Origin of the sequence: Cellulophaga baltica 18 (genome assembly GCF_000468615.2) — a bacterium.
Classification (GTDB): Bacteria; Bacteroidota; Bacteroidia; order Flavobacteriales; family Flavobacteriaceae; genus Cellulophaga; species Cellulophaga baltica.
In genome coordinates this window covers 1,430,640-1,448,420 of sequence record NZ_CP009976.1, presented here as the reverse complement: position 1 = coordinate 1,448,420, position 17,781 = coordinate 1,430,640, and the positions used below count along the sequence as shown (strand labels likewise).

The 17,781-nt window shown below is 35.3% G+C and carries 15 protein-coding genes; 7 read left to right on the top strand and 8 right to left on the bottom strand.

The window, feature by feature from the left end; translation table 11 throughout:
• The first annotated feature begins 8 nt into the window (after window positions 1-8).
• Window positions 9-1,712, top strand: coding sequence for a GMC oxidoreductase (locus M666_RS06110; RefSeq protein ID WP_029447340.1), 1,704 nt, complete (start codon window positions 9-11; stop codon window positions 1,710-1,712).
• 17 nt (window positions 1,713-1,729) lie between these two features.
• Window positions 1,730-2,191, top strand: a complete 462-nt coding sequence (locus M666_RS06105; protein WP_029447341.1) for an ASCH domain-containing protein — start codon at window positions 1,730-1,732, stop codon at window positions 2,189-2,191.
• A 42-nt stretch (window positions 2,192-2,233) separates the two neighbouring features.
• On the opposite strand, the gene M666_RS06100 is transcribed toward M666_RS06105, so the two are convergent.
• The 3 genes from M666_RS06100 to M666_RS06090 form a co-directional block, all read right to left on the bottom strand.
• On the bottom strand, window positions 2,234-3,370 hold the full coding sequence (locus M666_RS06100) for a Gfo/Idh/MocA family protein (protein ID WP_029447342.1): 1,137 nt from the start codon (window positions 3,368-3,370) through the stop codon (window positions 2,234-2,236).
• Between the two features lie 36 nt (window positions 3,371-3,406).
• Window positions 3,407-4,633, bottom strand: coding sequence for an MFS transporter (locus M666_RS06095; RefSeq protein WP_024482149.1), 1,227 nt, complete (start codon window positions 4,631-4,633; stop codon window positions 3,407-3,409).
• Between the two features lie 178 nt (window positions 4,634-4,811).
• Window positions 4,812-5,807, bottom strand: coding sequence for a sugar phosphate isomerase/epimerase family protein (locus M666_RS06090; RefSeq protein ID WP_024482150.1), 996 nt, complete (start codon window positions 5,805-5,807; stop codon window positions 4,812-4,814).
• Window positions 5,808-5,942: 135 nt separating this feature from the next.
• Here M666_RS06090 and M666_RS06085 point away from each other — a divergent pair, with 135 nt between their 5' ends.
• Both M666_RS06085 and M666_RS06080 read left to right on the top strand, forming a co-directional pair.
• Complete coding sequence (locus tag M666_RS06085) at window positions 5,943-7,655, top strand: GMC oxidoreductase (protein WP_024482151.1); 1,713 nt, start codon at window positions 5,943-5,945, stop codon at window positions 7,653-7,655.
• The gene (locus tag M666_RS06080; protein ID WP_029447343.1) at window positions 7,655-8,302 is read left to right on the top strand and encodes a gluconate 2-dehydrogenase subunit 3 family protein; all 648 of its coding nucleotides are present in this window, start codon (window positions 7,655-7,657) and stop codon (window positions 8,300-8,302) included. The genes M666_RS06085 and M666_RS06080 overlap by 1 nt, the downstream gene beginning before the upstream one ends.
• Window positions 8,303-8,616: 314 nt before the next feature.
• Here M666_RS06080 and M666_RS06075 read toward each other — a convergent pair whose 3' ends face one another.
• The 4 genes from M666_RS06075 to M666_RS20790 form a co-directional block, all read right to left on the bottom strand.
• Complete coding sequence (locus tag M666_RS06075; RefSeq protein ID WP_029447344.1) at window positions 8,617-11,094, bottom strand: ribonucleoside-diphosphate reductase subunit alpha; 2,478 nt, start codon at window positions 11,092-11,094, stop codon at window positions 8,617-8,619.
• 128 nt (window positions 11,095-11,222) lie between these two features.
• The gene (locus M666_RS06070) at window positions 11,223-12,206 is read right to left on the bottom strand and encodes a ribonucleotide-diphosphate reductase subunit beta (RefSeq protein ID WP_024482154.1); all 984 of its coding nucleotides are present in this window, start codon (window positions 12,204-12,206) and stop codon (window positions 11,223-11,225) included.
• A 529-nt stretch (window positions 12,207-12,735) separates the two neighbouring features.
• A complete protein-coding gene (locus M666_RS06065; protein ID WP_024482155.1) occupies window positions 12,736-13,299 on the bottom strand; it encodes a hypothetical protein in 564 nt (187 codons plus the stop codon).
• A gap of 3 nt (window positions 13,300-13,302) precedes the next feature.
• A complete protein-coding gene (locus tag M666_RS20790; RefSeq protein WP_255352092.1) occupies window positions 13,303-13,437 on the bottom strand; it encodes a hypothetical protein in 135 nt (44 codons plus the stop codon).
• Window positions 13,438-13,800: 363 nt separating this feature from the next.
• On the opposite strand from M666_RS20790, the gene M666_RS06060 reads away from it, so the two are divergent.
• Window positions 13,801-14,541: a LytR/AlgR family response regulator transcription factor gene (locus tag M666_RS06060; protein ID WP_029447345.1), complete on the top strand. Its 741-nt coding sequence runs from the start codon at window positions 13,801-13,803 to the stop codon at window positions 14,539-14,541.
• 231 nt (window positions 14,542-14,772) lie between these two features.
• Window positions 14,773-16,524, top strand: a complete 1,752-nt coding sequence (locus M666_RS06055) for a tetratricopeptide repeat-containing sensor histidine kinase (protein ID WP_226989956.1) — start codon at window positions 14,773-14,775, stop codon at window positions 16,522-16,524.
• On the opposite strand, the gene M666_RS06050 is transcribed toward M666_RS06055, so the two are convergent.
• Window positions 16,517-17,086, bottom strand: coding sequence for a DUF3109 family protein (locus tag M666_RS06050; protein ID WP_024482158.1), 570 nt, complete (start codon window positions 17,084-17,086; stop codon window positions 16,517-16,519). The genes M666_RS06055 and M666_RS06050 overlap by 8 nt on opposite strands.
• A 101-nt stretch (window positions 17,087-17,187) precedes the next feature.
• Here M666_RS06050 and M666_RS06045 point away from each other — a divergent pair, with 101 nt between their 5' ends.
• Window positions 17,188-17,766, top strand: a complete 579-nt coding sequence (locus tag M666_RS06045) for a MarC family protein (protein WP_024482159.1) — start codon at window positions 17,188-17,190, stop codon at window positions 17,764-17,766.
• Window positions 17,767-17,781: the final 15 nt, after the last annotated feature.

Below are 17,781 nucleotides of genomic sequence, written 5' to 3'. Positions count from 1 at the left end.
ATACAGCAATGAATCAGCATGAGAAATACGACGCAATCGTTGTAGGAACAGGAATTACCGGAGGATGGGCTGCAAAAGAGCTTTGTGAGAACGGATTAAAAACATTAGTTCTAGAAAGAGGACCAATGGTAGCGCACATTAAAGATTATAAAACCATGAATGATGATAATTGGGATTATGATTTAAAAGGCGAACTCTCCAAAGAAGACAAGAAAAAATACCATATTCAGAAAAGGATTGGCTGGGCGCCCACCGAAGATTCAAAACATTTTTTTGTAAACGATTTAGAGCACCCTTATGAGGAAACCAAACGTTTTGATTGGATTAGAGGGTACCATGTAGGTGGTAGATCATTGACCTGGGGAAGACAGTCTTACCGTTGGAGCGATTTAGATTTTGAAGCAAACAAAAAAGATGGTCATGGTGTTGATTGGCCTGTACGTTATAAAGACATTTCTCCTTGGTATGATAAAGTGGAAGAATACATTGGTGTAAGCGGACAAAAATTAGGGCTCAAACAATTACCTGATGGAAAATTTCAACCTCCGATGGATTTGAATTGCGTAGAAGAAGACCTTCAAAAATCCATGACTGAAAAATTTGATGACGGACGTTTATTAACCATTGGACGTGTGGCTCATATTACAGATAAAGAAAAACCTATTGAAGGCAGACAACCCTGTCAATATAGAAATAGATGTTGGAGAGGTTGCCCTTTTGGAGGATACTTCAGCAGTAACTCTTCTACCTTACCCGCAGCAGAACGTACCGGAAACATGACCCTAAGACCTAATTCTATTGCGTACGAGGTTATTTATGACGACACTACGAAGAAAGCTACCGGGGTAAAAATCATAGATGCAGAAACCAATGAAAAAATAACATTTAATGCTGATGTGATTTTCTTATGCGCTTCTTCAATGGCTTCCGTTGGCATCTTGCTACAATCAAAATCTGAACGTTTCCCGAACGGATTGGGGAATGATTCTGATGCTTTAGGAAGAGGAATTATGGATCACCACTATCAACTTGGTGCCAATGCAAAAGTAGAAGGCTATTTAGATAAATATTATAAAGGCCGAAGACCTAATGGGTTTTACATTCCGAGATTTGTAAACTTAGATGAATCATCTGAAAAGAAAGATTACTTAAGAGGCTTTGGATATCAGGGTGGCGCAAGCCGTGGCAGCTGGACAGACGCTGTTGCAGAGATGGGATACGGTGCCGCTTTAAAAGAAAATATTTTAAAACCTGGACAATGGCAAATTGGCGCCACAGGTTTTGGAGAGTTTTTACCTTATGACGAAAATCGTGTTACGCTAAGTGTGAGCAAAAAAGATAAGTGGGGCTTACCGCAATTAAATTTTGATGTTGAATTCAAAGAAAACGAATACAACATGCGTGAAGATATTAAAACGCAAATCGCTGCTATATTAACCGAGGCTGGTTTCAAGGATGTAAACGTATATGACAAGGAAACAGGACCAGGATTAGGCATCCACGAAATGGGAGGCGCTAGAATGGGACACGATGCTAAAACATCTATGGTAAATAAATACAATCAAATACATACCGTACCCAATGTCTATGTTACGGATGGTGCTTTTATGTCATCTTCTAGCTGCGTAAATCCATCATTAACTTATATGGCTTTTACAGCAAGAGCTGCAAACCATGCTGCAGAACAATTCAAATTAGGTAAATTTGCATAAGTAATAGACAAGAATTTATGGACAATGCTTCAGCCCGAAACATGTGGGGCGATTATTTAGATAAACATTTAGAAGATGCTTTTGTTAGCGCACCAAAGACCATTCACTTTTGCGATAATGAAAAAGATGCTAACGAATGTGTAGAATTAGTTTTAAAAAACACGAAAAAAGCTACCTCCCCTTCACTCTTAGGGTTGCAATTACGAAATGAACCGCTGCCTAAAATAGGTGATTTCCTAGTAATTACAGATTGGGCTGGTAATGCTAAATGCATTGTAAAAACTACCGCCGTAAAACTAAAGCCATTCTTCAGCATAAATGAAGCGTATGCCCGTTTAGAAGGTGAGGGTGACAAGAGCTTAGCACATTGGAAAAAAAGCCATTGGGATTATTATACGCGAGAACTAGCTCCTTTTAAAAGAGAACCTAGAGACAGTATGATTGTCGTCTGTCAAGAATTTGAAAAAGTATACGAATAAAAAAAGCCGCATGATGCGGCTTTTTCTTTTACGGTATATTTCTTAATCTAATACCACCCATGTATTCCCATCTTTATGAGAAGCCACAGTGCTTTCTATGAAGTTTAGCCCTCTTACACCATCCATCATGGTAGGAAATTCACCATCGTTATATTCTTGCCCTCTAATAGCTTTTGCCACCCCTAAGTAGATATTAGCCATAGAATCAAAAATACCTTCTGGGTGTCCTGGAGGCAATTTTGTACCGTTTAAGGATAGTTCAGAATTATACGCATGACCTGGTTTGTAGACCTGTAACGGCTTGTCATCACTCATAACGTATAAGTAGTTAGGATTTTCTTGTTCCCATCTAAATCCGCCTTTATCGCCATAAATAGCAATTGCTAATCCGTTTTCTTCCCCTGTTGCAATTTGACTTGAACGAAGCACACCTTTTACATTTCCATCAAAACGGACCAATACCGTACCATCAATATCCATTTGATTGTCTTCATACAAGTAATTCAAATCGGCTAGGATAGATTTTACTTGCATTCCTGTGGTATATTCAATCATATTAAAAGCATGCACCCCTATATCTCCCATGCAACAGCTAATTCCTGCTTTCTCAGGATCTAATCGCCATGTAGAAGATCTTTTTTCCTTGTCGTGAATTACCGGATTTAACCAACCTTGGTAATAACGCACATCTACTTTCTGGATCTTACCCAAAGCACCTTGCTTAATCATTTCACGCATTTGACGCACCATAGGATACCCGGTATACGTATGTGTTACTGCGAAAATTGTTCCTGCTTTTTCTAAGGTAGCTTGTAAAATTTTAGCTTCTTCATACGTGGTTGTCATTGGTTTTTCACAAATAACGCTGAAACCGTTTTCCAACAATTTCTTCGCCATTGGAAAATGTAAAAAATTTGGCGTAAGCACAGAACATACTTGAATACGTTCTGATTCCGGAAGCTTTAGCTCTTCTTCTACCAAGGTATCAAAATCTTTATAAATACGATTTGTTGGTATATCTATTTCTTCTGCAAATGCAACACTATCTTCTAAATTTGGATTGAAAACCGCACCTACAATTTCATAATTATCATTAATCTGTGACGCAACTCTATGTAATATTCCAATAAGAGAGTCGCCACCTCCGCCTAAAATTCCTAATCTAATTTTCTTTGCCATTTTTGTGTTTTAATCTTTTCTACTAAATAATTCTAATTAATGTGCCGCTGCTTGGTTTACTCTTTTTTCTTCTATTTTTTTACGAATAACAAATAGAATTCCGAATAAAACTATCAAGGCTACTGGAAAGTATACCATAAACCCTAACACTGCTTTTCCTGCAGCAACTTCTGCCACTTTTCCTACCAAACCAGAAGCAATTGCACTTTCTTTTTCCGCATCTAATCTTGAACCAATGATTGGATTCCAAATAGAGGTTGCAAACATTCCTGCACCCCCTACCAATGACATTCCTAAAGCTCCTGTTTTAGGCGTATATTCTGATATAAACCCTATCATTGTTGGCCAGAAATAACAAACACCTAGAGCAAATAAAGCTGCCGCCACATAAATCATAGAACCGTCTGCGACACTCATAAAATAAATTGCTGTAGCCGTAATTATGGCAGACATTAGCAAAACGCCAATAGGATTAAGCCTATGAATAATTGGCCCTGCAAAAAATCTTCCTAAAGCCATAATCCCTGTAACTAAAGCTAATACTAACATTGGACTTGCTCCTGAGCTACCTAAAATTGTTTCTATCCATTGTTGTGGTATAAATTCTGAAGTTGCCGTAAGGGTCATACACACCATCATGAATAAAAATAATGGGTTTGCAAGCGCCTTTATATTAGATGATGTATTTGATTCAATATTCTCACTCTGAGGAAATTTCTGGGTAAATATTAAGAAACCATAGATAGCGGTTGGTATTAACATGGTTGCAATTTGTAACTGCCAATTTAAACCCCCGTCTGTCATGAATTTAGAAACTAAAGATCCTATTACTAGACCTCCAGGAAACCAAACATGAAATTTATTCAACATAGCTGTTCTATTGTTGGTATACATATCTGCAATCATAGGGTTACATGCTGCTTCTACAGAACCATTTGCAAAGCCAATAAAGAAGGTAGAGATAATCAACGTCCAGAAACCACCAGCAAATATGGTAAGTACCAATCCTAGTAAGTGACAAACAAAAGCCACAATTAATAATTTTTTAGCCCCTAAAGAATTAAACAAAAGTCCTCCAAGCAACATTGCCAAAGGAAACCCTAGGAATGCCATACTATTAATCCAACCCAACTCTTGATTGGTAATTCCAAAATCTTCTCCTAACTGCGTTAAAATACCCGCTCTAATTGCAAAAGTCATAGACGTTACAATTAATGCCATACAGGCCGCTAAGAAAACTTTACTCTTATTTATTTGTTCCATGTTGATAATATATAAATTGGTTGTTTGTTCTATTGTTCTCCTTTTTGAGTTTCTGCTTTCAATTCTTGTATCAAAATTTTCTGCCTAAGTAATTATATCGAAGGTAGTTCTTTGGTTTTGATAATGAATCTCTTCTAGCCCATCTAATTCATCTATCTAAATACATAGATCATTAGTATTATAACTCTTTAGCCACCTTAAGCAACAAATCTCTAGTCGCTATAATCCCTTCTTCTTCCGTCAATACATCTCCTTCATATTCTACGCCAACAAAACCTTCATAACCTGCCTCTTTTACAATTTTCATCATTTTATAAAAATCGATTTTAGTTTCATTTCCTTCCGCATCAAAATTGTAGGACTTTGCACTTACACCTTTCGCATAAGGCATTAATTCCTTCACACCTTTATACATATCATACTCTTCTGCACATTCACCGTTATAGATAGAACCATCTTTTCTTTTCATACAGAAGTTTCCAAAATCTGGAAGCGTACCACAATTTGGCATAGCAACAGTACTCATTACCGCAGCCAAATCTGACGCATTTGAAGAATACCCTCCATGATTTTCTACCAGTACATTTATATTTTTATCCTTCGCATAAGTTGCTAATTGGGTTAAGCCATCTACAGCACTTTCCAACCATTTTTCTTTAGTGGTTCCGCCAGCTAAATTTACACGGATAGAGTGGCATCCCATGGCCGCCGCAGCATCTACCCATTTGTAATGGTTTTCTACCGCCGCTTTACGTTCTTCGGCATCCTCCGTAGCAAGATTACCTTGACCATCAATCATGATAAGAAGATTTGTCATTCCATGTTTCTTACTTTCTGTATTACATTTTTCAACGAAAGCCGCCATTGCCTCTTCAGAAAAATTTTCTTTTTCTAATTCCTCATAATACAAACCGCTCACATATTCCAATCCAGAAAAACCTAAAGCTTTGGCTTTTTCTGCAAATGTATATGGGCTTACCTTATCATCAAAAACCATTTTATGCATGGACCATTGTGCTATTGATAATTTAAAAAATGGAGTGACTACAACCTCTTCTTCTATTTCCGGAATTACCTCCTCTTTTTTCTTTTCTTCTTTACACGATAAAAAGAATAAAAAAAGTGAAAAATAAATGAAAAGTAAACTGCGCTTATTAAAAATTAAATCTTTCATATTGTATAAAATAGTCATTTGTTAAATTATCAGCCCACTACAACGTTATAGTGAGATATCCTTGTATTCTAAGCGTTTAAATGTAAAAAATTTATTTTATATTTAATAAATTTACGAAATAAACAATTTTACTGCATGAGCAAATTTTTTTACAACGAAGAACAAGAGTCGTATGACGCGATTGTTGTTGGTACTGGTATAAGTGGTGGATGGGCTGCTAAAGAACTATGCGAAAACGGTCTTAAAACTTTGGTTTTGGAGCGTGGAAAAATGGTCACACATATTAAAGATTATCCAACAGCAAATATGGATGATTGGGATTTTCCAAATAATGGAGAATTACCTAAAGAAGAGCGAGACAAACAACTTAAACAAGCAAGAACAGGGTATACTGTTAAAGCACCGCACAACTTCTGGTTTGTAAATGATTTAGAACACCCATATAGCGAAACAAAACGATTTGACTGGATGCGTGGTTATCACGTAGGAGGTAGATCTATTATGTGGGGTCGTCATAGCTACCGCTGGAGTGATATTGATTTTGAAGCTAATAAAAAAGATGGTATTGCAGTAGACTGGCCTGTTCGTTATAAAGATATTGCTCCTTGGTACGATAAAATAGAATCTTACATAGGCGTAAGTGGTGAAAATTTAGGATTAGAACAATTACCTGATGGTCAATTTGGCCCTATGATGGAATTGAATTGTGTAGAACAAACCTTTAGAGAGAAGGTAGCAGAAAACTTTGACGGTAGAGTTGTTACCGCTGGTCGTGTTGCACATATTACAGGCGATAAGAAATTTGATGGCAGAAGTAAATGTCAATTTAGAAACCGTTGTATTAGAGGGTGTCCTTTTGGCGCTTATTTTAGCTCAAATTCTTCTACACTGCCTGCTGCAGAGAATACTGGAAACTTAACCTTACGTCCAGATTCTATTGTTTCTGAAGTTATTTATGATGATGCCACCAAAAAAGCAATCGGAGTTAAAGTTATTGACCGTTTAACAAAAGAAGAACTTGTTTTTAAGGCAAAAGTTATTTTCTTATGCGCTTCATCAATGGCTTCTACCCAAATTTTGCTACAATCAAAATCAGAACGTTTCCCTAATGGACTAGGAAATGATTCTGACCAATTGGGAAGAAACATCATGGACCACCATTTAGGTGTTGGTGCTAACGGTAAGTTTGATGGTTTTGAAGACAAGTACTATAAAGGCCGTAAACCAAACGGTGTTTACATACCACGTTTTAGAAACATTGGGGGCGATACCGACAGAAAAGACTATATTAGAGGCTTTGGTTATCAAGGTGGCGCAAGCAGAGGAAACTGGGAAGAATCTATTGCTGAAGTATCTTTTGGTAAAGACTTAAAAGAAACTATTTTGAAGCCTGGCGGATGGAATATGGGAATTATGGGCTTTGGAGAAGTTTTACCTTACGAGGATAATAGAATGACTCTTGACTATGATAATTTAGATAGTTGGGGCTTACCTACTGTTGTCTTTGATGCCGAATTCAAAGAGAACGAATGGAAAATGCGTGAAGACATTAAACAACAAGCAGTAGAAATGCTTGAAAAAGCTGGACTACGAGATGTTAAGGCTTATGATAGGCCTGGTGCTCTTGGATTAGGAATACATGAAATGGGAACTGCTCGTATGGGTAGAGATCCTAAGACATCTGTACTAAACGGAAACAATCAAGTACATGCAGTACCTAACGTTTATGTTACCGATGGTGCTTTCATGACATCAGCTAGTTGTGTAAACCCTTCATTAACCTATATGGCATTTACTGCAAGAGCTGCAAACCATGCCGCAGAACAACTTAAAAAAGGAAACTTATAATGGATAGAAGAATCGCCCTCAAGAACATAGGATTATCACTTGGTTATGTGGTAGCTACCCCAACATTAATAAGCTTAGTACAAAGTTGTAATGAGCAAACTGCTGTAGAATGGACACCGGACTTTTTATCTAAAGAAGAAGGTGCAGCATTACATAAGTTGGTGGACATTATTCTACCTAAAACAGACACACCTTCTGCATCTGAAGTAAATGTTCATGTATTTATAGACAAATTTGCTAAAGAAATCATGGAAGTAGAGGAACAAAATTTCCTAAGAATGTCTATGAGCAAATTCTTAAGCAAAGCAGTAGCTGATTCTGGCAAAGAAACTATTGCAGATTTAACTGCTGAAGATTTAGAGCCTGTATTAGCAAGTGCTTTTAAAGTAACTAAGGAAGATGAGGTTAAAAACTTCAAAATGATTAATACCTACAATAAAGCTATTGAAAACGGCGAAACACCAGAATTAGATGACACGGTATCTAGATTTGCCTTTGCTAATAATTTAAGAGGTATGGTTATTTGGGGATACAAAACATCTGAATATGTAGGTGAAGAAGTTTTAGCTTACTTGCCGGTACCTGGTGAATATATTGGTTGTGGAGATTTACAAGAGTTAACTGGGGGTAAAGCCTGGTCTATCTAGTAGAAACCACCTTTAAAATAAATAAAGCCCTATAATTTTAGACTTCTAAAATCATAGGGCTTTTTGCAACCTGCTCATTTTTAACTATGTATTAAAATCCAAGCCAGAATAAAGGCTCGTATATAAAGTAGAGGATTGTCAATGACGCACGACTATGGAAAAACACTATATACTTTTATCGATCTATATCATTGCTTTTATATCAATGGCGGTATTAAAGCCTTATTTTAAAAAATAAACACACATTATCACTAGTCATAAAAAAAGCCCTTAGAATTACTTCTAAGGGCTTTTTCGTACTTATATGTGGGCTATTAAGAACCACACATTAAACAATCATCATCTGCTTGGCCTTCTTTAGCCCTTGCGATCATCTCTTTCATCTCCTGAGGCGTCATTGGCTGAATATCTACCTCCTGCTGTACCGCAGGAGTGGCAGCCACCTTAATCTCTGGCTTAAGTACTGGTGTCGCCGCTACAGTTTCTGCGTCTGCAGCAACACTAACTGGAACTTCTTTCTTCTTGGTATTATCTAAGGTAAACTTAATAGCATCTACAGCAGATTTAGTTCTTAAATAATACATCCCCGTTTTTAAACCACTCTTCCAAGCATAAAAATGCATAGAGGTTAACTTAGAAAAGTTTGCACCTTCCATAAATAAGTTAAGAGACTGGCTTTGGTCAATAAAGTACCCTCTTTGTCTAGACATATCAATAATGTCTTTCATACTTAATTCCCAAACTGTTTTATACAATTCTTTAATATCTTGAGGAATGATATCTATGTGTTGAATAGAACCATTTGCTCTCATTAACTCTTGTTTTAAGTTTTCATTCCATAAACCAAGATTTACTAAATCTTCTAATAAATGCTTGTTTACCACAATGAACTCACCAGACAATACTCTTCTCGTATAAATGTTAGATGTATAAGGCTCAAAACATTCATTATTTCCTAAAATTTGAGAGGTAGAAGCTGTTGGCATTGGCGCTACTAATAAAGAGTTACGCACACCGTTTTTCTTCACTTCTTTACGAAGTTTATCCCAGTCCCAACGACCAGAAAGCTCTTCGTCTTTTATACCCCATAGGTTGTATTGAAACTCTCCTTGAGAGATTGGAGACCCTTCATAACTAGAATATGGCCCTTCTTCTTTCGCCATTTCCATTGAAGCGGTTACTGCTGCAAAGTATAAGGTTTCAAAAATCTCTTGGTTCAATGCCTTTGCCTCATCACTGGTAAAAGGTAAACGCAACATTATAAAAGCATCTGCTAAACCTTGCACCCCTAAACCAATTGGTCTATGACGTACGTTAGAATTTTCTGCTTCTTTAACTGGATAATAATTTCTATCAATAACCTTATTTAAGTTTCTTGTTACACGTTTGGTAACTTTAAACAATTCTTTATGATCAAACTCTCCATTCTTAATAAACATTGGCAATGCAATAGATGCCAAGTTACATACTGCAACCTCATCTGGAGAAGTATACTCCATAATTTCAGTACATAAGTTTGAAGATCGAATAGTCCCTAAATTCTTCTGATTACTCTTCCGGTTTGCTGCATCTTTATACAACATATAAGGTGTACCCGTTTCTATTTGAGATTCAAGAATTTTTTCCCAAAGCTCTCTAGCTTTTACTGTTTTGCGACCTTTATTTTCAGCTTCGTATTTTAAATACATTGCTTCAAAAACATCACTATGATGCTTAAATAAATCTGGACATTCATTAGGACACATTAGGGTCCACTCTTCATTAGCCTCTACTCTTCTCATGAATAAATCTGGAATCCACATCGCATAGAATAAATCTCTAGCACGCATTTCTTCTTTACCATGATTCTTTTTAAGATCTAAAAACTCATAGATATCTGCATGCCATGGCTCTACATAGATAGCAAAACTACCCTTACGTTTTCCTCCACCTTGATCTACGTAACGTGCGGTATCATTAAACACCTGCAACATCGGTACAATCCCGTTCGAAGTTCCGTTAGTTCCCGCAATATAAGAACCTGTAGCACGTACATTATGAATAGACAATCCTATACCACCCGCCGATTGAGAAATCTTTGCCGTTTGCTTTAAGGTGTCATAAATACCATCAATACTATCATCTTTCATTGCTAAAAGGAAACAAGAAGACATTTGAGGCTTTGGTGTTCCTGAATTAAACAGGGTTGGCGTAGCATGTGTAAAATACTTTTTAGACATTAATTCGTACGTTTCAACGACAGCATCTAAATCATCTAAATGTATCCCCACAGATACACGCATTAACATATGTTGAGGACGCTCTGCTATTTGCCCATTAATTTTTAATAAGTAAGAACGTTCTAAAGTTTTAAAACCAAAATAGTCGTAGCCAAAATCTCGGTTATAAATTATAGTTGAATCTAAAAATTCTGCATTTTCAGAAATTACTTTAAACACCTCATCAGATAATAAAGGTGATTTTTTACCATTTCTAGGGTTTACATATTCATAAAGATCTTTCATGGTATCTGCGAAAGATTTCTTTGTGTTTTTATGTAGGTTAGACACGGATATTCTTGCTGCTAATTTAGCGAAGTCCGGATGTGTAGTAGTCATGGTAGCCGCAATTTCAGCTGCTAAATTATCTAGCTCTGAAGTTGTTACTCCGTCATACAATCCTTCAATCACTCTCATAGAAACTTTTATAGGATCTACTAGCTCATTTAGTCCGTAACAAAGCTTACGAACTCTTGCCGTAATCTTATCGAACATCATTGGTTCTTTTCTACCGTCTCTCTTTAGTACATACATGGGCTACAATTATTTTTAGTGATACAATGGTCTGGTCATGCCTTTTTCAAAGCACAACAAGTGGTGTTTATAATTCCTTAGTTCTGCAAGAAAAGGCTGCGGAACTAAGGATAATTTATCGTTTATTTTTAGAAATCTGCGTCGAAGCTAATTTTCTGAGAATCACCATCTTTATCGTTATTTAAAACGCCGGCTTTTTGATACTCCGAAACTCTTTTTTCAAAGAAATTAGTTTTACCTTCCATACCAATCATATCCATAAAATCAAATGGATTGGTTGAGTTATAAACTTTATCGCACTCTAATTCTACCAATAATCTATCGGTTACAAATTCAAGATATTGGGTCATTAATTTAGAATTCATTCCAATTAGGCTAGCTGGTAATGATTCTGTAATAAATTCTCTCTCAATATTTAAAGCATCTACAAGAATCTCTGTAATACGCTCTTTAGGCACTTTATTTACAATATGTTTGTTATGAAGGTGTACTGCAAAATCACAGTGCATTCCTTCATCACGAGAGATTAACTCGTTGGAGAATGTTAATCCTGGCATTAAGCCTCTTTTCTTCAACCAGAAAATAGAACAAAAAGATCCAGAAAAGAAAATACCTTCTACTGCTGCAAACGCAATTAAACGCTCTGCAAAACTTGGAGAATCTATCCACTTTAAGGCCCAATCTGCTTTTTTCTTAATTGCAGGGAAGTTTTCTATCGCCTGAAAAAGAACTGTTTTTTCTTTTTCATCTTTAACATACGTATCAATCAATAAAGAATAGGTTTCCGAATGGATGTTCTCCATCATTATTTGAAAACCGTAGAAGAACTTAGCTTCAGAATATTGAACTTCATTTACAAAGTTCTCTGCTAAATTCTCATTTACAATACCGTCAGATGCTGCAAAAAAGGCTAAAATGTGTTTTATAAAATAGCGCTCATCATCATTTAACTTATTATTCCAATCGTTAGCATCTTCACTTAAATCAATTTCTTCCGCCGTCCAGATACAAGCTTCTTGCTTTTTATACCATTCCCATAAATCATTATGTTGGATTGGAAAAATTACAAATCTATCTTTATTCTCTTGCAAGATTGGCTCTATTGCTGACATATATTTCTTCTATTTCTAATTAAAAATTCGTAAGTGGAAAAACTCACGAGACAGGTTAACAAAGATTGGAAATAATCGGCTGTAAAGAAAGGAAGTTTACTCTTTTCTAACACAAAGTTTTTAACACAGATTGTTGAAATGTACTCTTAGAAGTGATGTTTGTTGAGCTTAGACAGGCTTTAGCTTTCTTCAAAAAAAAATCAATAATTCAACAAGAGTATCCTCCATAAAAAAAGACCGAAAAGTATTTAAAAAAACATACTCTTTGGTCTATTTCTAAAACCCGTAGGTTTCTATAAAATCCTGCCTAACCTAGCTACTCCTATGACCTTATTTTACAACAAAAAATTACTTGTTGGTTTAGGAAGTTCCCCCCGAAACCTAAAAACCTAACTAGAACAGAATTAAAAACTCAGTTTTATAATTAATTGTCGTCATAAATAATGTCCTTCCGCCGCATTTGCAGCAACACATATTCTAACTATTCATATGCATTAATAGAGTAGCACTATGGTCTGACAGTTTACTTTTATTCCTTTATTACATTAGCATTAAAATTGCCGGAAATTAAAATTTTATTATTTCGAAAATTTTCTAAGGTTAAATGTACAAAACCTTTGATATTATTCTCATTAATTTTAGAAATAATTATTTTTCCGTCAGTCGCGTAGTAGGGCAATTCATTAGAATTTAAAATATTAAAAAAGCCTAAAGCTCCTTCTTCCCTATATACAGAGCCTTCATTATTATAGGTGATTTTATACACCCCTTTCTCTATCGTATCACTCTCCAATTTCTGAGATATTAAAAATGAAAACATGCTATCTTCTACATCTTTCACTTCCGCCGTAAGTGTTATAAAATTCTCTCCAAGGCTATTTTTCTTGGAAGTGGTCTTAAAAGTCATTTCACCAGACACTTCATTGGTATAGTGCCCGCTAGTTTTTAATACATATTCTGAATTGCTTACAAAAGCGCTACTATCTAATGTAGCATCTGGAAGGTAAGAGGTCAGCAATACCAGCGCAAACAAACCACCTGCAACTAATTTGAAGTTGGAAATACTACGCCGTAAATAGTTTACTAGTAACACCCTTTATTGTTTTTTAATTTGTTCACTTGTCAAAGCCGCATAATCATCATTCTGATCATAATTGAGTTCTCGCTCTATTAATGCCGCTACCGTTATAACTATAATTAACACTACAAATAGAATAAATGATTTTTGCATGATTTCTGTTTTTTAATGGAACGCTTATAAATTTTCTATCAAATTCAATGAACCGAATAAAGATGATGAACCATCTTTAAGGGGGACTTCGTTTTATTAAACAACAGGACTAAATTATGACAATTACAGACCCTTCTAATCTGTAATGTACCAATGGTGAAGAAAACTGTATAAATGGTATATTTAACATTTTAGGCTATTTACAAGACTATAAATAACAATAGCTATTGAAATACCTTCAAAGATTTAAGACAAAGCATGATGAAAACATTTTATCCATATGTACTTAAAAATACACCATTGATACATTAAGGGTAGCCAACAAATGAATTTACTCGTATTTTTGATTACATTTAAGATCCTATGCTCGAAGCCGTAATTGTTGATGATGAAATTAAAGCCCTCCAAAGTCTAACTTGGGAGCTAACGAATTTTAGTGATGAGATTGAAGTTGTGGCGTCTTTTACAAACCCCATTGAGGCACTAGAATACCTTGAAAAAAAAGAAAACACCCCAGATTGTCTTTTTTTAGACATTGAAATGCCTACTATGGACGGTTTTCAATTTATCCAAAAATTAAAAAACAAGGAGTTCCCCGTAGTTATTACTACAGCTTACAACCAATACGCTATTAAAGCGATGAAACACGAGGCTATAGATTATCTTTTAAAACCGATAGACTCCGATGATTTAAGTGACACCATTGCAAAGATTAAAAAATTTAATGCCAGGACAATTACTAGTGAAAAATTAGAAAAAATCTTACTAAATTTTAACGCCACATCGCTTCAAAAGAAAATTACCATTAATACGGATGGAAAACTTGTTTTCTTACAGAGTGATCAAATTTTATATGTGGAGTCTGACGGCAACTACAGCACCATTTACCTTACCGACGGTCATAAAATTGTGCTCACCAAAAAACTAAAAGAAGTTAATGAAATTCTACCAAGCGAATGTTTTTACAGAATTCACAATTCTTATATCATTAACTTAAATAAAATTAAAGAATTTATTAAAACTGACGGCTATATTATACTAGAATCTAACCACAAAATACCAGTCTCAAGACAGAAGAAATCAGACTTCTTAGATTTAATATAACATGATTTTATGCAGGGGACAAAAAAAACCAAACCTAAATCCTTTCGTTCTTATTCTTGGAGTATTTTTAGTATAGCATGCTTTTTATTTACATGCTCATCTTTTTATGCTTACAGCCAAAATATTCCAGAAAAATTCATCCATACAACCGATAGCCTGATTGCAAAAGCACCATCAGAGTATAGAAGCATAGACAAAGCCTTAAGGCCTAGCCGGAAAGACACCTTGTTAATGTTATATTTTGCAAATAGCGCCTCCAAAAAAAAATATTTAGACGGGCAAGTTTACGCTCTAAATCAAATAGGGACAAGCTACCGCAACATTTCAAAATTTAACCAAGCAATTGAATACCATAAAGAAGCACTAGAGCTCGCCAAAAAATCAAACAACTTAGAACTCAAGGTGTACAGTCTAAACATGTTAAGCGTTGTATACAGGCGTATTGACGCTGTAAAAACAGCTTTAGATTACGCGCAAGAAGCCATAGAATTGGCAGAATCGGCCCCAGTTCTAACGGAAGGCTTAAAACACAGTAAAAATGTATCTTTAAATGGCATTGGAAACATTTACCAAAACCTGAAGCAATATAAAGTTGCTATTGAAATTTTTGAAAAATCTTTGCTTTTAGAAGAAGAACTCCATAACAAACTAGGGCAAGCTATTAACAACCAAAATATTGGAGAATGCTATGAAGAACTTGGAGATTTAAAAAGCGCTTTAAATTACTACAGAAAATCTTTGGCATTTAATGAAGAGATGGATAATGAAATGGGCCGCATTATCTGTAATAATAGTATCGCGCAAGTTTTTATAAAGCAGCACAAAACTTTAAAAGCCAGACAAATTTTAGAAACCACCTTATCTAAATCTATAGCTTTAGGTGATAAATTCATAAGCTCTTCGGTGTTTATAAATTTAGGTTGGGCGCAGATGGAGCTAGGAGCCTATGAAGAATCTGAAGAAAATTTAATCGAAGGTATACGCTTATCTGTTAAGTATGATCTGCCCCGCTCTCAAACCATTGGCTATAATCATCTTTCTAATCTTTACATTAAAAAAGGCGATTTTGAGAAAGCCTTGACCTTCTACAAAAAATCAAAGGAAATAGAAGATGCCATTACCAATGAAACCAATGTTAGGTATGTGAATGACGTTTTGTTCCGATATGATACTGAAAAGAAAAACAACCAAATTGAAGCGCTTGCTCGCGAGAATGAACTTGTAAGACTCAAGTTAAGAAAAAACGAAAACACCTTATTAATAAGTACCCTTTTACTTGCTCTTACCTCTTTAATACTTTACATCTTATACCGCCAATTTCAGCTCAAAAATGAAAAAAAACTACTGACTTTGGAGCAAAGTATGCTTCGAAGTCAAATGAATCCCCACTTTTTATTTAATTCCCTAAATTCCATCAAACTTTATATTATTAACAATGAAAAGAAAAATGCAGTTTACTACCTCAACAAATTTTCTAAATTAGTACGTAAGATACTAGAAGCCTCTTCCTTAAAAGAAATATCATTAGCCGAAGAACTAGAGACTATTGAACTCTATATGAATATTGAGAATATTAGATTCTCTAATGAAATAGATTTTCAGATAAAAATAGACGATGGTATTGATGCTAATGACATTAAAATACCTTCTTTGATCCTGCAACCCTTTTTAGAAAATGCTATATGGCACGGCCTTTCCACTAGAGAAGAGAATAAGAGCATTGTTATAGAAATAAAACAAGAGAATGATTATTTCACTACCATAGCGATAACAGACAACGGTATAGGGCGTGCCGCCGCAGAAGTTATAAAAGAAAATAAAGTGCTCAAAAGAAAATCTATAGGTATCGATATTACAAAAGAGCGTTTAGCCAATTTCTCTAAAGACTTCCAGAATACTTTTGAGGTTCAGATTATTGACCTTTATGATGACCAAAAAAATCCTGCCGGCACCAAGGTCATTGTTTCCATACCTACTATTTAGTATGTTCAGCTGCTGCAAGTTCTAGCTCTGTATACCATTGTTCTCCAAATTTTCGAATTAAAGCTTCTTTCAAAAATTTATAAACAGGCACTTTTAATTCTTCCCCTAAAGAACAAGCAGGGTCACAAATATGCCATTTATGATAATTTACAGCCGTAAACTCCGTATACTCACGGATACGCACTGGATACATATGACAAGAAACTGGCTTCTTCCAATCAGTAACCCCTGCATTATACGCATCTTCTAAACCACATTTAGCAGTACCGTTATCTGAAAAAACAACATAAGCACACTCGCTACCATTTACCAATGGAGTTTCCCATTCACCATCTTCACCTTTTACAAAAGCCCCCTCTTCTTCTATGACAGCGATACCTTCTGCCCTTAAAAAAGGTTTTACTTTTTGATAAATATCAACCAGTATTTCGGTTTCCTTGTCTTCCAGTGGTGCACCAGCATCACCATCTACACAGCAAGCACCTTTGCAAGCGGTTAGATTACAGACAAAATCGTTATCTATTATTTCTTCAGAGACTAAAGTTTTTCCTATTTGAAACATAACTGTATTTAAAAGCTCAAAGATACCCTTATCTTGATTTATTTTGTATTAAAACGGCTAATACTTGATTTAAACCGTAAATTTGCACATATTTTTAAGTTATGGAATTTCATTTCGATTTTAAAGAAATTGCTACAGCAACAATGGTTCTGTTTGCTGTCATTGATATATTAGGAAGCATCCCAATTATTATAGGTTTACGAAATAAAGTAGGTCATATACAATCTGAAAAAGCCTCTATTGTTGCGGCTATTATCATGGTAGCTTTTCTTTTTATTGGAGATGAGATCCTAAATTTAATTGGAATAGATGTAAACTCCTTCGCCGTTGCTGGTTCTTTCATTATCTTCTTCCTAGCTATAGAAATGATTTTAGGGATTACACTTTACCGAGATGATGCTCCAGAAAGCGCTTCTATCGTACCTATTGCTTTTCCGTTAATAGCAGGTGCCGGTACTATGACATCCATCTTATCATTACGTGCAGAATATTTTGTAGAGAACATCATAGTTGCTATTATCATCAACATTATCTTTGTATACTTAGTCTTGAAATCTTCTAAGAGAATTGAAAAACTACTAGGACAAACAGGATTAAGTGTCATCAGAAAAGTTTTTGGTGTTATCTTACTGGCCATTGCCGTAAAATTATTCGCAGCGAATATTAATGAACTTTTTTAAATAAATTTCAAAATT

Bases quoted from the DNA above. Each gene is read 5' to 3' on its own strand.
- M666_RS06110 (WP_029447340.1), top strand. From the start codon at position 9: ATGAATCAGCATGAGAAATACGACGCAATCGTTGTAGGAACAGGAATT.
- M666_RS06105 (WP_029447341.1), top strand. From the start codon at position 1,730: ATGGACAATGCTTCAGCCCGAAACATGTGGGGCGATTATTTAGATAAA.
- M666_RS06100 (WP_029447342.1), bottom strand. From the start codon at position 3,370: ATGGCAAAGAAAATTAGATTAGGAATTTTAGGCGGAGGTGGCGACTCT.
- M666_RS06095 (WP_024482149.1), bottom strand. From the start codon at position 4,633: ATGGAACAAATAAATAAGAGTAAAGTTTTCTTAGCGGCCTGTATGGCA.
- M666_RS06090 (WP_024482150.1), bottom strand. From the start codon at position 5,807: ATGAAAGATTTAATTTTTAATAAGCGCAGTTTACTTTTCATTTATTTT.
- M666_RS06085 (WP_024482151.1), top strand. From the start codon at position 5,943: ATGAGCAAATTTTTTTACAACGAAGAACAAGAGTCGTATGACGCGATT.
- M666_RS06080 (WP_029447343.1), top strand. From the start codon at position 7,655: ATGGATAGAAGAATCGCCCTCAAGAACATAGGATTATCACTTGGTTAT.
- M666_RS06075 (WP_029447344.1), bottom strand. From the start codon at position 11,094: ATGTATGTACTAAAGAGAGACGGTAGAAAAGAACCAATGATGTTCGAT.
- M666_RS06070 (WP_024482154.1), bottom strand. From the start codon at position 12,206: ATGTCAGCAATAGAGCCAATCTTGCAAGAGAATAAAGATAGATTTGTA.
- M666_RS20790 (WP_255352092.1), bottom strand. From the start codon at position 13,437: ATGCAAAAATCATTTATTCTATTTGTAGTGTTAATTATAGTTATAACG.
- M666_RS06060 (WP_029447345.1), top strand. From the start codon at position 13,801: ATGCTCGAAGCCGTAATTGTTGATGATGAAATTAAAGCCCTCCAAAGT.
- M666_RS06055 (WP_226989956.1), top strand. From the start codon at position 14,773: ATGTTATATTTTGCAAATAGCGCCTCCAAAAAAAAATATTTAGACGGG.
- M666_RS06050 (WP_024482158.1), bottom strand. From the start codon at position 17,086: ATGTTTCAAATAGGAAAAACTTTAGTCTCTGAAGAAATAATAGATAAC.
- M666_RS06045 (WP_024482159.1), top strand. From the start codon at position 17,188: ATGGAATTTCATTTCGATTTTAAAGAAATTGCTACAGCAACAATGGTT.